This window comes from Flavihumibacter stibioxidans (genome assembly GCF_014332695.1).
GTDB lineage: Bacteria > Bacteroidota > Bacteroidia > Chitinophagales > Chitinophagaceae > Flavihumibacter > Flavihumibacter stibioxidans.
Map to the genome: position 1 here is coordinate 193,294 of NZ_MBUA01000030.1, position 14,026 is coordinate 207,319.

17 protein-coding genes are annotated in these 14,026 nt (G+C 47.3%); 8 read left to right on the forward strand and 9 right to left on the reverse strand.

What is annotated here, in order from left to right; genetic code table 11:
- Positions 1-6 precede the first annotated feature (6 nt).
- The 4 genes from BC349_RS18910 to BC349_RS18925 all read left to right on the forward strand — a co-directional run bounded on the left by BC349_RS18910 (position 7) and on the right by BC349_RS18925 (position 4,857).
- Complete coding sequence (locus BC349_RS18910) at positions 7-1,059, forward strand: sensor histidine kinase (protein WP_187258360.1); 1,053 nt, start codon at positions 7-9, stop codon at positions 1,057-1,059.
- Positions 1,046-1,747, forward strand: coding sequence for a LytR/AlgR family response regulator transcription factor (locus BC349_RS18915; RefSeq protein ID WP_222840229.1), 702 nt, complete (start codon positions 1,046-1,048; stop codon positions 1,745-1,747). Before BC349_RS18910 ends, BC349_RS18915 begins: the two co-directional genes overlap by 14 nt.
- A gap of 102 nt (positions 1,748-1,849) precedes the next feature.
- Positions 1,850-3,418, forward strand: coding sequence for an aldehyde dehydrogenase family protein (locus tag BC349_RS18920; RefSeq protein WP_187258361.1), 1,569 nt, complete (start codon positions 1,850-1,852; stop codon positions 3,416-3,418).
- A gap of 224 nt (positions 3,419-3,642) precedes the next feature.
- Positions 3,643-4,857, forward strand: a complete 1,215-nt coding sequence (locus tag BC349_RS18925; protein ID WP_187258362.1) for a hypothetical protein — start codon at positions 3,643-3,645, stop codon at positions 4,855-4,857.
- A gap of 7 nt (positions 4,858-4,864) precedes the next feature.
- Here the strand turns inward: BC349_RS18925 and BC349_RS18930 are convergent, their stop codons facing one another.
- The 6 genes from BC349_RS18930 to BC349_RS18955 form a co-directional block, all read right to left on the reverse strand.
- The gene (locus BC349_RS18930) at positions 4,865-5,053 is read right to left on the reverse strand and encodes a hypothetical protein (RefSeq protein WP_187258363.1); all 189 of its coding nucleotides are present in this window, start codon (positions 5,051-5,053) and stop codon (positions 4,865-4,867) included.
- A gap of 76 nt (positions 5,054-5,129) precedes the next feature.
- Positions 5,130-5,873, reverse strand: a complete 744-nt coding sequence (locus BC349_RS18935) for a carboxymuconolactone decarboxylase family protein (protein ID WP_222840230.1) — start codon at positions 5,871-5,873, stop codon at positions 5,130-5,132.
- Positions 5,874-5,915: 42 nt separating this feature from the next.
- Positions 5,916-8,069: a pyrroloquinoline quinone-dependent dehydrogenase gene (locus BC349_RS18940; protein WP_187258365.1), complete on the reverse strand. Its 2,154-nt coding sequence runs from the start codon at positions 8,067-8,069 to the stop codon at positions 5,916-5,918.
- Between the two features lie 19 nt (positions 8,070-8,088).
- Positions 8,089-9,147, reverse strand: coding sequence for an alpha/beta hydrolase (locus BC349_RS18945; RefSeq protein ID WP_187258366.1), 1,059 nt, complete (start codon positions 9,145-9,147; stop codon positions 8,089-8,091).
- Positions 9,144-9,620 (reverse strand): cupin domain-containing protein, encoded by a 477-nt coding sequence (locus BC349_RS18950; RefSeq protein WP_187258367.1) that lies wholly within the window; start codon positions 9,618-9,620, stop codon positions 9,144-9,146. Before BC349_RS18950 ends, BC349_RS18945 begins: the two co-directional genes overlap by 4 nt.
- A 13-nt stretch (positions 9,621-9,633) precedes the next feature.
- Complete coding sequence (locus BC349_RS18955; RefSeq protein WP_222840231.1) at positions 9,634-9,903, reverse strand: alpha/beta hydrolase; 270 nt, start codon at positions 9,901-9,903, stop codon at positions 9,634-9,636.
- Between the two features lie 229 nt (positions 9,904-10,132).
- Here BC349_RS18955 and BC349_RS18960 point away from each other — a divergent pair, with 229 nt between their 5' ends.
- Together BC349_RS18960 and BC349_RS18965 are read left to right on the forward strand one after the other, a co-directional pair.
- Positions 10,133-11,029, forward strand: a complete 897-nt coding sequence (locus BC349_RS18960; RefSeq protein WP_187258368.1) for a helix-turn-helix domain-containing protein — start codon at positions 10,133-10,135, stop codon at positions 11,027-11,029.
- A gap of 152 nt (positions 11,030-11,181) precedes the next feature.
- Positions 11,182-11,478, forward strand: a complete 297-nt coding sequence (locus tag BC349_RS18965) for a helix-turn-helix domain-containing protein (RefSeq protein ID WP_343063803.1) — start codon at positions 11,182-11,184, stop codon at positions 11,476-11,478.
- A 258-nt stretch (positions 11,479-11,736) separates the two neighbouring features.
- Here BC349_RS18965 and BC349_RS18970 read toward each other — a convergent pair whose 3' ends face one another.
- The 3 genes from BC349_RS18970 to BC349_RS18980 all read right to left on the reverse strand — a co-directional run bounded on the left by BC349_RS18970 (position 11,737) and on the right by BC349_RS18980 (position 13,038).
- A complete protein-coding gene (locus BC349_RS18970) occupies positions 11,737-11,961 on the reverse strand; it encodes a type II toxin-antitoxin system RelE/ParE family toxin (protein ID WP_187258369.1) in 225 nt (74 codons plus the stop codon).
- Positions 11,958-12,206: a hypothetical protein gene (locus BC349_RS18975; RefSeq protein ID WP_187258370.1), complete on the reverse strand. Its 249-nt coding sequence runs from the start codon at positions 12,204-12,206 to the stop codon at positions 11,958-11,960. Before BC349_RS18975 ends, BC349_RS18970 begins: the two co-directional genes overlap by 4 nt.
- A gap of 349 nt (positions 12,207-12,555) precedes the next feature.
- Positions 12,556-13,038, reverse strand: coding sequence for a hypothetical protein (locus BC349_RS18980; protein WP_187258371.1), 483 nt, complete (start codon positions 13,036-13,038; stop codon positions 12,556-12,558).
- A 181-nt stretch (positions 13,039-13,219) separates the two neighbouring features.
- Here BC349_RS18980 and BC349_RS18985 point away from each other — a divergent pair, with 181 nt between their 5' ends.
- Positions 13,220-13,426 carry a hypothetical protein gene (locus tag BC349_RS18985; RefSeq protein WP_187256004.1) on the forward strand — a complete coding sequence of 69 codons (207 nt, stop codon included), beginning with the start codon at positions 13,220-13,222 and terminating at the stop codon, positions 13,424-13,426.
- 27 nt (positions 13,427-13,453) lie between these two features.
- Positions 13,454-13,846, forward strand: coding sequence for a type II toxin-antitoxin system VapC family toxin (locus BC349_RS18990; RefSeq protein WP_187256005.1), 393 nt, complete (start codon positions 13,454-13,456; stop codon positions 13,844-13,846).
- Positions 13,847-14,026: the final 180 nt, after the last annotated feature.

Below are 14,026 nucleotides of genomic sequence, written 5' to 3' on the forward strand. Positions count from 1 at the left end.
GGAAATATGAAAAAATCGGTCATCATATTATTACATGCAGGCTACTGGATCATGTACACATTACTGATCAGCAGCCTGCTGGTGGCCCTGGCAGCGAATTCAAAGAACGATCCCGCCATCATCCTGCGACAGACATTTTCAAAGCCACCGGTTCCGATCGTATTCTATCTTCCGGGCATACTGGGCTTCTATAGTTTTTATACCTACCTGTTCCAGCGCTGGCTGACCCGGCAACAACTGGGGGGATTTTTTGCTGCGGCACTGGTAACGGTAATGTTGTGCGGGCTGGTCCCCATCCTGGTGCTGGTCATCCCCGGTGTACAATGGCAGGTCACCCAACAATGGAAAGCTTTTTTATCGCTCTGGGTTTTCCTGACCATACTGGCCACCATACATGGGGTGATCGGACTGGTCATGCGGGGATTCATCACCTGGTACCAGGAAATCAAACTGAAGGAAGACCTGAAAAAGAAAAACCTGGAGACTGAACTGGCCCTGCTGAAATCCAAGCTGAATCCGCATTTTCTCTTCAACACCATCAACAATATCGACATACTGATTGAAACGGATGCTGGCCGCGCATCATTATACCTGAACAAACTCTCCGATATCCTCCGGTTCATGCTGTATGAAACCAAAAGCGAAGAGATACCCCTGCAAAGGGAACTGGAATATATCAGCAAGTACCTCGACCTGCAGAAGATCCGTAGCGCCAACCCTGATTATATCCGTTATACCGTGGAAGGCGATCCGGGCAGCCAGCTGATCAGTCCCATGCTCCTGATCTCCTACATCGAAAATGCTTTCAAACATGCGGAGCCTTTCAAATCGGGTAACGCCATCATCATCAAAGTAAACATACAGCCGGGGCAATTGTATTTTTATTGCGAGAACAAATACAGGAAAAACAGTTCCGGGCAAAAGGATCACAGCGGACTGGGCCACGAATTGTTGCGAAAAAGAATGGACCTGCTATATCCCGGGCGATATCGGTTAGACATTACCGATAAAGACGAAACCTATATTGTGGAACTAAGAATTGACAATGATGAGCATTGATTGCATCATAGTGGAAGACGAGCCGCTGGCCATGGAAAGGATGCAGCAATATGTGGGCAAACTGCCCTGGCTTCGCCTGGTGGCCAGTTTTGACAACGGCCTCGATGCGCTGGTTTATTTGCAGACCAACAAAGTGGACCTGGTCTTTCTCGACATCAATATCGGCGAAATCTCGGGCATCCGCCTGCTGGAAACTACGAGCAGCAAACCGGAAGTCATCATCATCACCGCTTATGACGAATATGCCATTAAGGGATTTGACCTCAACGTAACCGATTACCTGCTCAAACCATACAGCCTGGAACGCTTCCTCCAGGCGGTGGAAAAAGTGCGGCACAACCTGCAGAAACCTGAGCCCGCTGCGGAGAAAAAATTCATCTTTATCAAAACGGAATACCGGTTGGAAAAGCTGATGCTGGAAGATATTCTTTACATCGAAGGCATGCGTGATTACAGGAAGATTCACCTTAGCGACAGGCGGCTGCTGACGCTGCAAACCTTTAAGGAACTGGAGCAGGACATCCCGGCTACCGTTATTTGCAGGGTCCACAAATCCTATATGGTAAACATCAGCAGGATAGATTCGATAGACCGGGAAGGCATTCGGATGGGCAATACCCTGATTCCCATTTCAGACACTTACAGAAAGTCATTTTACCAGTTGCTGTCGGGAGGTGGAAACCAGTAAAACACCATCTTATCAGTAAAAAACACCATAATCGCGGTAAATAGTACATACGGGGCATAGGCACATTCGAGTAATTTGAACGCCACAAAAAACCAAACGCACATGCCTGTAAAAAAAGTACCGGGTGTTCACTTTCCCTACTGCCTGATTGGTGGCGAGCTGGTAGAATGGGAGGGCGACATGCAAACCGTTAATTCACCCATCTCCGCCGGGGATGAGGTCATCCGGCTGGGATCCATTCCCATGGTATCAGCTGACCTGGCCATGGAGGCATTACATGCCGCCGAAACCGCCTACAACAATGGAATCGGGGAATGGCCGTCATTGCCTGCACATCGCAGGATAGAAGTAATGCTGGAATTCCTGGAGGACATGCAGACCAAAAGGGAAGAAGTAGTTGAACTGCTGATGTGGGAAATTGCCAAGCCAAAGCCGGATGCCGAGAAAGAATTTGACCGCACCATCGAATACATGCGCGACACCATCCGCAGCCTGCGCACGATGGAAAACCAGAGTTGTAAAGCGCATACTGCCGGCGGTGTCCTGGCCTATGTAAAGTGGTCGCCCATCGGTGTGGTATTGTGCATGGGGCCATACAACTATCCGCTTAATGAAACCTTCACCACGTTGTTGCCTGCGCTGCTGATGGGAAATACCATCATCTTCAAGCCACCGAAATACGGGGTGCTGCTGCATACGCCGCTGGTGGAACTGTTTAAAAAACATTTCCCACCGGGTGTGGTGAATATTATTTTCGGCAGTGGCCGTACCACTTCCACTCCTATCCTGGCTTCGGGAAAGGTAAAGGGACTGGCATTTATCGGGCAGAGCAAGGCGGCTGCCGAACTGAAGAAATACCATCCCAAGCCGCACCAGTTCAATACCCTGCTGGGACTGGAAGCGAAGAACCCGGCCATTGTTATGCCGGATGCAGACCTGGATGAGATCATGCCCGAGGTAATCAGCGGCGCCTTTTCGTTTAATGGTCAGCGTTGCACTGCACTGAAGATCTTCCTGGTACATAAATCCATTTCAAAACAGTTCCTGCAGCGCTTGTCTGAAAAAGCGGATACGCTGAAGATCGGTTTGCCATGGGAAGACAAAGTGCAGATCACGGCCCTGCCGGAAGACGGCAAAACAGACTATCTGCAATCGCTGGTAGATGATGCCGTGGAGAAAGGCGCTCAGGTGGTGAACCGCGTTGGTGGCCGCAGTGAAGGCAGGTACTACTTTCCCACTGTATTATTCCCGGTGAACAGCAACATGCGCATTTACCATGAAGAACAATTCGGTCCGGTTGTACCCGTAGTGGAATACGAAGACAGTTCGGAAGTGGTGGATTTTTTAATCCATTCGCACTATGGCCAACAGGCAAGTATATTCGGAAATGATCCGGAGCAGATTGGTGAGCTGATCAATCACATCAACAACCTGGTGGGAAGGATCAATATCAACAGCCAGTGCCAGCGTGGTCCGGATTACCTGCCTTTTACCGGCAGGAAGGATTCGGCGCAGGGAACCGTATCGCTCAACGATGCATTGGAAGCCTTTTCGTTGCGGGTAATCCTCGCGGGAAAGCTGACCGATAAAAATGTGGAGCTGATCAACAATGCAGCGCCGTTCACCAATATCCTGGTGGCTTGCGGATTGCAGATGGAGAACCATGAGTAATATTTATACCAGAATGCAGGAATACCGGGCAGTATGAAACCATAAGCTGCCGCCCATTCCACCATTCGGGGCTGTCGTTAACGCAGAAAAAGCAAAATCGTACAAAACAATCATCAATTGATTGTTTTTATTTATATTAGTTTTTGACATGTGTATGATGATCGTACATACAGGATGATGAACGATAGATACCAGTTCATAGAAAAAAACTAAACCGATTTTTTATGAAGCAATTCATGCTTTGCTGCCTGTTAACGACAGCCCTTTCCATTTCAGCCATAGCGCAGGTCCAATTCTATACCAGTTGTAATTATCGCGGTTATACTGCCAATCTTGGTGCGGGTAACTATTATAATTCAGCCCAGTTTTCCCTCCCCGATCGCAGCATCAGTGCCGTAAAAGTGCCCCTTGGGTACAGGGTTGAATTATATACTTCCATTAATATGGCCGGTGTGCCGGTAGTGTTGACTGCCAGCAGATCTTGCCTACCCGGTGGAATTGGGGACGCTGTGCGATCCATCAGAATCACCTATGCTGACAATACCCCTGAAGAAACCTTCAATCCATATGGCGGGGTAATGGTATTTACGGAATGTAATTTTGGTGGAAGAAATGCCTATTTACCGCCTGGTGATTATCCTACACTCAGGTCTGTTATTGGCAATAACGCCATTTCCTCGCTGCATATTCCGGAAGGCATGGTCATTGAACTGTTCCAGGAAATCAATTTCAGGGGAACTTCCACAGGCAGGATAACTACTGACAACAGATGTTTGGGCGACTATTGGAATAATACCGCCTCCTCCGCCCGCATTTATTATAATACCGGAGGCTGGATACCGCCAACGGCGCCACCGCACATTGCCAACAATGGTTCCATCACCATTTATACAGGATGCAACTATATTGGCAAAGCCAACAATTTTGAGCAGGGTAATTTTGCGAATCTGAGAGCATCCCTTAATAACCAACCGGCAGGTTCTATCATGATACCGGCGGGACTTACAGTAGAATTTTACAGCCAGCCCAATTATGGTGGGTACCTGATGGGAAAATACACGGCCAACAAACCTTGTATCCAAAGTAATATTCAATACAGGGCTGCCTCCATGAGGGTGTATGCATCGGGAGGAAATACAGGAGGATCGGCCAATGCGGGAGTAATTGTTTACACTGGCTGCAATTTCGCGGGCAACAAACGAATATTGGGACCCGGCAACTACAATAATATAACTACTTCGGGCTATATCTCTCCTTCATCTTTCCGCGTACCGCCAGGTTACCAGATCGAACTCTTCTCAGAAACAAACCTGCGGGGAACTTCCACCGGAAAAATGTCTTCCAATATAGATTGCCTGGGTAACTGGATCAGGGGGAAAGCCAGGTCTGCCCGCGTTACCAGACAATCAATTGAGCCAACTCCCAGACAAAACCAATAATATAAAATCATTTTTTTTCGTCTGCCCTTTCCATCACATCCAGCCTCGCTTTTCTATAATCGGGAATGGCGGCAGCGGATCCATCCTGTTTGAACTCGAACACCTCATCTACGATGTCCGTAGCACTAAGGGCGCGAAGTTTTGTTAAAGCAGCGGCATCAGTTCCTTCAATATTATATCGCTTTGCGAAATTCACCCCGATTTTTTCAGAAGATACCGGATAGTATGGATCTGCGTTTTCCTGGTTGATTTATATGTCTGCTTACGAGATATTATTTTCGCGACGTTACTGCCAACAAAACTTTCCGGGCGGCATCAGCATCTGTTTTACTCACCAATTTTTCAACCAATGCCAATACTTCTTCCAACTGGACTTTGGATATACCTTGTATCATTGCCAGTGACAGGTGGGAAGAAAGCATTGGCTCCACGCCTCCAAGAGAAATAAGGGCCGACACAGTAGTAAGTTCACGATCCGAAAAACTCAGGACATCCCTCGAAAAAATGTCGGCGAACAAATGTTCTTTCAGGAATGTATCCATCTCCGGACTAAACGCGCCATATCCGCTGGTTGGTTTTTCAATTGGTCCATCTGTCGGACGGCCACCCAGCTTTGCCAGGTTCTTCCACCCCAACTCATACTTGCTGGTGTTGTCGGGGATGGGAGTAGCTTCCCTTCCCATATTGTCATTGATACCCTTTGCCTTTCTTTCGTTGAGCAAAGCCATCAACGTATTGAGCCCCTGTATACTTCTGGGGAAGCCGCAGTAAGCATATAAATGAACCAACACTTCTTTGCTTTCGTTGACAGTAAGTCCGGCATCGAGTCCGGTATTCAGTGCCTGCTTTAGTTTTGGCAAATCACCCTTCGCAGTGAAAGAAGAGATTAATATTATCGCCCGCTGTTTTTCTGTAAGCATTTGTTGGGGGTCTGATGTATGCTGTGCAACTGCAACTTGTGCCAGGAAAAACAACGATGAAAAGGCAGCCAGGAAATACGTCATTATTTTAATCATGATTGCATGTTTTCGTTCATCCTTTAAGATGCGCATAATTGTCTAGGGAAGTTTGAATGCCATAATTGAACCGGACGGATTTTCGGTGGTACCACCTACCGACAATGCCACATACTGTTTTCCGTTTACCATATAGGTGCAGGCAGTGGCATTGGCGATGGCTGGCAAGGTGGTTTCCCAGAGTATTTTACCGGTTGATTTTGCGAATGCGCGCAACTTCCTGTCTTCCGCACCTGCAATGAAGATCAATCCCCCGGCAGTTACCACGGGCCCGGATTTTCCTTCCAGTCCAGTATCAGCGGCGCCGTCTCCTTTTCTTTTTTCATCGTTGCCCAAAGGAATCTCCCACTCGTATTCACCGGTTGAAAGATTTAATGCATGCAGCGTTCCCCAGGGTGGCGTAACCGCAGGGTTTCCACTGGGATCCTTCCAGGTAACATAACCAGTGGTATTCATATACATGTCCTTCACGGGCTGCGCGCCTTCGCCCTCTACTTTTGCCAATCCTTTTGAACCTGATCCAACAGAATGAACATAAGACAATATAGCATCCAGTTGGTCATCCGTAAGCACTCCGGCGTAGGGAGGCATGAAACCACCACCCTTCCTGATTTTATCCAGCGCAATTTCCCGCGTCATTCTTTTATCAAGACCAAGCAGTGTTGGATTGTTTCCAATGCCGGCCCTGTTTCCACCATGACAGGCAGCGCAGTAGATATTGTACTGTCTTCTTCCCTGGTCAACCACCGGCATCCCGACAACCACTTCTGGATCCTGCCGGATGATGGTTTGTATTTCAGGGGCATTGCTGGAACGGATGTATAACATATTGGTTACCGGATCAAATGCACCACCGCCCCAGTTTGTGCCACCGCGCGTTCCCGGGAACATCAGGGTTCCTTTCAGGTCAGGGGGAGTATAGAGTCCTTCGTAGCGCAATGACCTGAATCTTTTTACAAGGGCATCATGGTCAGCAGGTGAATAATTGGTAAGGTCTGTTTCAGTAATCAATTGCTTCGCATAAGGCTTTGGTTTGGTTGGGAATGGCTGGGTAGGCCATGCTTTTTCGCCGGGCAGATTGGATGCGGGAACAGGACGTTCCTCAATGGGATAAATGGGTTTGCCTGTTTCGCGATCCAGGATATAAACAAATCCCTGCTTGCTCAACTGGGCCACTGCATCTACCTGTTTCCCATCCTTATTCAAGGTTACCAGGTTTGGGGGAGCGGGGAGATCATAATCCCAGATATCATGATGAACCGTCTGGTAATGCCACACATGTTTTCCGGTGGCAGCATCCAGTGCCAGCACACAATTGCCATATAAATTTTCCCCGATCCGGTCAGCCCCATAAAAGTCGTAGGTAGGTGACCCCAATGACATGAAGACGATGCCGCGTTTGGTGTCTATGGACATGCCCGCCCAGCTATTGATACCACCGGCATATTTGTACGCGTCCTTAGGCCAGGTTTCATAGCCTGGTTCCCCGGGGAGGGGAACGGTATGAAAAGTCCAGACCAACTCGCCGGTTTTACAATGGTAAGCGCGAATATATCCCGGTGGCGTACCATATAAGTCGGGAAGCCTGGAACCGCAAATAATGAGGTCTTTGTAAATAATGCCGGGAGAAGTCATGGTTATGGCAATGTCATCCGGGTTGTCGCGGACGCCCACATTTAAATTCACCTTGCCATTCGTTCCAAATTCAGAAATGGGTTTGCCTGTTTTGGCATCCAGAGCAACCAGGAAATTATCGGCTGCAAAGAATATACGTTTATCGTCGCCGTTCTCCCAGTAAGTTACGCCGCGTTCCACCCCACCGCCGCCGCCACCTTCAAAAGGATCGTAGGACCAGATTTGTTCACCCGTTTCAGCATTGATGGCATATGCATTTCGTTTGGCGGAAAGGGAATACAGCACACCGTCAACTATGATTGGATTCGACTGGCTGTTAGCGGGCTGGGCCGATGGGGGAAGGTCATTCATGGTGAACGTCCATGCAGGCTGCAAATCACCTACATTGGCAGTGTCGATCTGATGAAGGGGAGAGTAACTTGAACTAGCCTCATCAGCTTTATACACAGACCAGGTACGGTCTAAGTTCGCCATGGAATTCCCGGCGGAATCCTTGTCTGACTTGCAACTGACAAGCCCGAACATAGCAGCCACGAGCAAAAAACAGAAAAGCTTTTTCATTGAAATAATTTTTGCCTGCTTATTTATCTAATTTCTTTTCCTTTAACCACTTCGACATAAGGTCTGCCACTTCTATATTGTTGAGGTCAGAAAATGGGAAATGGGTATTTCCCTTTACACCAACTTCCGGCAAGTGTACCACCTGTACGTCGCCACCATGGCCATTAACCACATCACGCCAGCGTCTTGCCATTTCAAGGCGTGCACGCCAGCCATCAGCGCCCGGATTGGGGTCTGGCTTTGCAGGAATATTGTCGCCATAATAAATGATGATCGGAATTTTTGTGAGTTTCATAAACTCGTCCATCGGACTGCCAATAGCTGCCACCGGACCAGATGAACTTTCAACAGGTGGAGGCACTTCTCCTTCAGGAAAAATAAAACCACTACCCGGCTCATAAGAAATAATAGCTTTCACATTGCGGTTCTTAATCGCTGTAAGCCATCCGAAACCGCCCGAATGCGAATGTGTAACAAGAATACCCTGTCCGATTTTATCAAATAATTTGGAAGTGGCATCGGAGATTATGGCTGGATCAAAACCACCCATATTAGGTGCCATTTGCCGGAAGTATTGATTAAGTGTTTCAGGATCCTTCGCAAACTGAACACCGGGAAAGTAGTCGGGCCAGATTCCGACGCGAAAAGTTCCGAACCACATCTGCTCATCAGGTGTGGGAACAATGGTAACTGAATCTGTGCTGCGGCTGGCCCTGCCCCTCCTGGGCTGGTCAATCAGGTACACACCAAACCCCCGTCGGAGAAAGATATTCTGGTACCCCTCCCGTCCGTCCGGGGTAGTTTCCCATGTTTTGGAAAACTGGCCAATGCCATGCCAGAATACGAGGGGAAGCTTCTTCGCCTTCACAGGAATCTGGTAAAACACGTAAGCGTGATCACCATGAAATGTCTGGCCTTCCGGTGTGCGCCTGACAGGATCAAATGTACCGGGGTTTGTCTTTACAGATCCACCCACGGCAAAACTACCCTGTTCTTCAATTACAATTGGCTTTTTCTGGGCATGGCTATGCGAAAAGGCCAGTATCAGGATGGCAGTGAGAAAGCTGATATCTTTCATTTGTTGTATTCTTCTTCGGTAACAGCCTGTAACCAAACAGGGTTACCTAAATGACGATTGGTTAATGCTACCTGCACAAAGGCTGTGTCAGCACTGGCGCCATGCCAGTGAGGCAGGTTGGGTGGACATTTAATGACATCACCCTTTCGCAGTATTTTTTTCGCCTGTCCCTTTTCCTGGTAATAACCGACACCCTCCATCACCAAAAGAATTTGTCCTCCGGGATGCAGGTGCCACTTCGTTCTGGCGCCCGGTTCAAAAGTCACATTTCCCACCGATGTCGGATTAAGACTATCCGCCTCCACCAGCATTTTCAGGTAGGCCGTACCGGTGAAGTTATCATTCGTGATTTTTTCTCCTCTGGGGAAGGCGCTGGTTGTGCCGGATCGGCTGGAGGTCTGTTTTACCTGTGCAAAGCTGCCGGACAAGCCCGTTACAAAAAAGGCAACAATAAGTAGTACAATGTTTTTCATAATAAGCAAATTGTCAATTATTCCTAGCCGGTGTTTCATTAAGATACTGATTAAAAAACTCATTCAGTTTTCTGAGTGAATGTTTTAGGTACTCAGGCTGGTCGTACAGGTCAACATGTGCAGCGCCCGGCACAACAAATAATTCCTTAGGCTCTGATGCTCTTTTATAGGCGTCTTCACTAAAATAGGCGGACACTGCTTTTTCGCCGACAATAAACAGGAGCGGCCGGGGAGAGATCGTTTCGATCTGGGCAAGTGTGGTATGGTTGTTTGATACTGTCATAACCAAGGCGACTATTACAATTGTGAAAACCCTCATGTGTACCTCTTTGTTTAGGTTATTCGATCCTCTTCAGATGAGATTCGATCTATTAACAAGGCAAAGGTGCTCCCAAATCCATTAGGGGAGTTTATACAGATTACTGGTTTACTTACCAATTTCACTGATTCCAGGCTGGGTACAGGTAAAAAAGGGCAGAAGGGCTTAATTTTAGTTGAAAATCGAGGCGATCATGGAAGACATAATAAAATTTGATACCGTTGGCCAGTACAATGTATTCAATAACAATGAAACCCTGCATCCGCTGGTTGGGGTAGTTGATTTGTCTAAAGCTTCTCCAAGAAAGATGAGCCGAATGAGTTATGGTTTTTATACTGTCTTTTTGAAAGAGATCAAATGCGGTGATCTGAGATACGGCTGCAGTAAGTACGATTATGACCAGGGAACGCTTATTTTCCTGGCACCGGGGCAGGTAATAGGTTCGGCGGGGGATGAATACTACCAGCCGCAAGGCCTGGCGCTGGTATTCCACCCCGACTTCATACATGGCACGTCCCTGGGACGGCACATCAATGATTATACCTTCTTCTCTTATGCCATCAATGAAGCCCTTCACCTGTCAGAACGGGAGCGCCAGATTATTCTCGATTGCTTTTCTAAAATCAGCTATGAGCTGGAACATGGTGTGGACAAGCACAGCAAGAAGCTGATCGTGACGAACATCGAATTGTTTCTCAACTATTGCATACGGTTTTATGATCGCCAGTTTATAACAAGGGAGAATTCAGTTAAAGGCATAGTGGAAAGATTTGAAACCCTGCTCAACCATTTCTTCGCTTCGGACAAGCCGCAGACAGTAGGGCTGCCGTCGGTTGCGTATTGTGCGGGTGAGCTCAATCTATCAGCCAATTATTTTGGCGACTTAATAAAAAAGGAAACGGGTAAGTCGGCACATGAATACATTCAGTTGAAATTAATTGAAGCCGCCAAGGAAAAGATATTCGACTCTAAAAAGTCGGTAAGTGAGATAGCCTACGAGCTTGGATTCAAGTATCCGCAACACTTTACGCGGGTGTTCAAGCAGCGGGTGGGAGTTACTCCGGGGGAGTATCGCAGTTCAAGGAATTAAGGGTGGGTGAGGGATAGTAACAATTAGTGGTCAGCTTGCTCCGGAATAAGGTGGCCAGCTATAGTGGAATATCCCCAATAGTTGCCTAAATTTCTTCAAATCAGCTAACAATAGCTGACAAAAACCACCTTTCAGATACGGAAACTGGTAAAATCTTCGCAGCACTCGGGGATAAAAAGGGTTGGTCACAAACAGATCTCGCCGCTAAAAGCCAGGTCTCCCGGGTCATGATCGGCAAATACGAGCGCGACGAAGCGGTACCATCCATCGATGCCGCCAAAAAAATCACCGATGCCCTGGAGGACTCCCTGGATCACCTTGTCGTTGAAGGCGTACTTGGAAAATCCGCACTGCTTAATAACTATTTTCCGTCAATAATTGATCACAGAAATCAATGCAGACAAAATCGCTGCCATAAAAGATTTTATTCGAAATTTTTACCTGACTAATAGTGGTCGTTCAGACCCGGAATAAGGTGGCCAGCATCAGAGGAATTTCCACCGTAAGCACCCTTTAGGGCAAAGCAGTTGCTGCAGGCGCCACTACCGATTCCACTAAACACGCCTGCAGGTACTGCTTTGGTTTGGCGCACGCCCTTGCCGAAAAAGCCTTCCGGCACACCTTTTTACCCAGCACACCAACTTGTTACCAGAGCGCCAGCGGAGGTAACAAGCAACAACATCGCGGCGGTAGCCGCACCCTATCTTTTATACTTTAACAGAGGATTGCGTAGGAAAAACATCCAATAAGGTTTCGCGATACCTGCCTTTTTTGCGCGGATAGCGTTCCGGATTTTCCGCTATTTGACCAAGGCGTTTATTGATCAACGTTATAAACCGATCTCCCAATCCTTCTGATCGCTGTTCATACCATACATACGCCTCCTGCAACTCCTGCACCGCTTCTATATGAAGCTCGACTGCATAGCTCATTTCTTTTTACTGGTTTTGGAAGCCAATATTTGTGCTTTCGCCTCTTTCCAGGGCACGGTCTTGGAAGTGCCACTCAACCGATCTGCTGAGCGTTTCGCTAAGGCCGCCATAAAGGCCTTGTCGTTCCAGTAATCATACGACTCTTCTATTTCTTCTTCCAGCATCGTATAAATCGCCTTTACTTTCCGGTCCTCTGCGCCCCGGATATAATCGTATAATTTTTGTCGGATGGTGGTGGTACTCATAGCTACCTGCTTTTGATTTAAATTTACTGGTTTAAAAATGTCTATCCAAACGAGTGGAATTTATTGACTGCCGCGGCACGTATAATCCGGTCCATACCCACCCACATTACGGTTAAATCCAGATGCTAAAAAACGGGGAAGAATCCGGACAATCCGGCAGATATGCACCCAAAAAAGAAGGGTAAAATGAGTTTTTAGGGGTAAAAATTACAGGCAACGAATGAGATTTCGGAGCATATCCTGGAAATTCCGCCCTGCATAATCACTAATTTCCGTCAATAATTAATCACAGAAATCAATGCAGACAAAATCGCTGCCATAAGAGAATTGATTCGAAATTTGTACCTGACTAATAGTGGTCATTCAGACCCGGAATAAAGTGGTCAGCTTCAGTGGAATTTCCAATCTGGTTCCTGCTGTTGGCGGCGGCATTAAGCCAGTTCTGGAGAGATGTCGTGCTTTTGGCGGTAGGGTCCGTCATGGCCGAGCCGCCGATGAGCTGGCCTACCTGCGTAATCCTTCCGAGGGAATCATACAGGGTATAACTATAGACATTTCCCTGGGTAAGCTGCCGGGCATTTTGGCTGATGGCCAGCCTGCCCAGGCGATCATACCAGAATTTACTCATGCCGGCATCGGGTGTTTTTTGAAGCACCACCTGGTTGAGGCTGTTATAGCTGTACCTAGTTACCAGCTTATGAACCATTGGCAGGGGGTTGCCGAGCTTCCTGAAATTCCGGGTGCTATCAAGCCAGGAGTTTCGATAAATGGGCTGAACCCCAGCCGGAGATACGGTCTTCACCAGGTTGCCCGCCTGGTCATAGTAGTACAAGGTGAAATGATATTCTTTTACGGCGCTGGAGTCGGTAAATGTTTCGGTTACCGCCCAATATTTAAATGGCCATTAGCAGGGGTAAATTTGCGCAGAAGTGGGGAACAGTTACAGCGGGAATTGAGAGATCATGGGATGGGTATTACAGAAAGGGGCGGAAGAATGGTAAAATCGAGTAAATTTGAGTATTAAACAATTGGCTATGTTTGGTGAAGCGAAAAAACTACATCTCATAGAGGAGATATTAAAGATCGAAAATGATGCTGTACTGGCAGCGGTGGAAACGGTGATAGCCAAAAGCAAATTGCATGTTATTGGCCGTAAGAGCTTCACTTCATTTGCCGGCATGTGGACTAAGGAAGAAGCAGATGAATTGGAAAAACAATAGAAGAAGGCTGCGAACAAATTCATCCTGATGACTGGAAGTAAATGCCTGCCGGATACCAGCGTAATTATCCATACGTTTAGAGAAAACAATGTTGTATCGGCACAATTGGATGCTGTCTCAGAAGTGTATGTACCATTGACTGTAATCGGGGAATTATTTTATGGTGCGTATAGGTCTGCTGAACCTGTGAAGCATATCAACCGGATGCAGCTTTTTATAAATAACTGTATTGTTTTGCAGCCGGACTCAAAGACAGCGGATATTTATGGTAGTATAAAAGCGGCGTTGATGAAAAAGGGGAAACCCATACCTGAAAATGATATCTGGATAGCAGCCATTGCACAGCAATACAATCTTCAGCTTTTTACAACGGACAAGCATTTTGCAGAAGTAGAGAGTATTGCTTTGTTTGGAACATAGAAAAGGAATTGTCTCCTAAAAACACAAGTTTATATCCGTCCTAAATATGGGAGGAGGTCAGTTGAGATGACCTTTAAAATTGCCCAGGTCTTTGATGTGCCCGTCGATTATTTACTCGGAGAAGGAAACCGCGCCACCTAGGATAAAGACACCGTTAAACGACTTGAAGACATCGAAGCG

What these genes read in the sequence shown, in the direction of transcription:
- BC349_RS18910 (WP_187258360.1), top strand. Translation starts at nt 7, where the DNA reads ATGAAAAAATCGGTCATCATATTATTACATGCAGGCTACTGGATCATG.
- BC349_RS18915 (WP_222840229.1), top strand. Translation starts at nt 1,046, where the DNA reads ATGATGAGCATTGATTGCATCATAGTGGAAGACGAGCCGCTGGCCATG.
- BC349_RS18920 (WP_187258361.1), top strand. Translation starts at nt 1,850, where the DNA reads ATGCCTGTAAAAAAAGTACCGGGTGTTCACTTTCCCTACTGCCTGATT.
- BC349_RS18925 (WP_187258362.1), top strand. Translation starts at nt 3,643, where the DNA reads ATGAAGCAATTCATGCTTTGCTGCCTGTTAACGACAGCCCTTTCCATT.
- BC349_RS18935 (WP_222840230.1), bottom strand. Translation starts at nt 5,873, where the DNA reads ATGATTAAAATAATGACGTATTTCCTGGCTGCCTTTTCATCGTTGTTT.
- BC349_RS18940 (WP_187258365.1), bottom strand. Translation starts at nt 8,069, where the DNA reads ATGAAAAAGCTTTTCTGTTTTTTGCTCGTGGCTGCTATGTTCGGGCTT.
- BC349_RS18945 (WP_187258366.1), bottom strand. Translation starts at nt 9,147, where the DNA reads ATGAAAGATATCAGCTTTCTCACTGCCATCCTGATACTGGCCTTTTCG.
- BC349_RS18950 (WP_187258367.1), bottom strand. Translation starts at nt 9,620, where the DNA reads ATGAAAAACATTGTACTACTTATTGTTGCCTTTTTTGTAACGGGCTTG.
- BC349_RS18955 (WP_222840231.1), bottom strand. Translation starts at nt 9,903, where the DNA reads ATGACAGTATCAAACAACCATACCACACTTGCCCAGATCGAAACGATC.
- BC349_RS18960 (WP_187258368.1), top strand. Translation starts at nt 10,133, where the DNA reads ATGGAAGACATAATAAAATTTGATACCGTTGGCCAGTACAATGTATTC.
- BC349_RS18970 (WP_187258369.1), bottom strand. Translation starts at nt 11,961, where the DNA reads ATGAGCTATGCAGTCGAGCTTCATATAGAAGCGGTGCAGGAGTTGCAG.
- BC349_RS18975 (WP_187258370.1), bottom strand. Translation starts at nt 12,206, where the DNA reads ATGAGTACCACCACCATCCGACAAAAATTATACGATTATATCCGGGGC.
- BC349_RS18990 (WP_187256005.1), top strand. Translation starts at nt 13,454, where the DNA reads ATGACTGGAAGTAAATGCCTGCCGGATACCAGCGTAATTATCCATACG.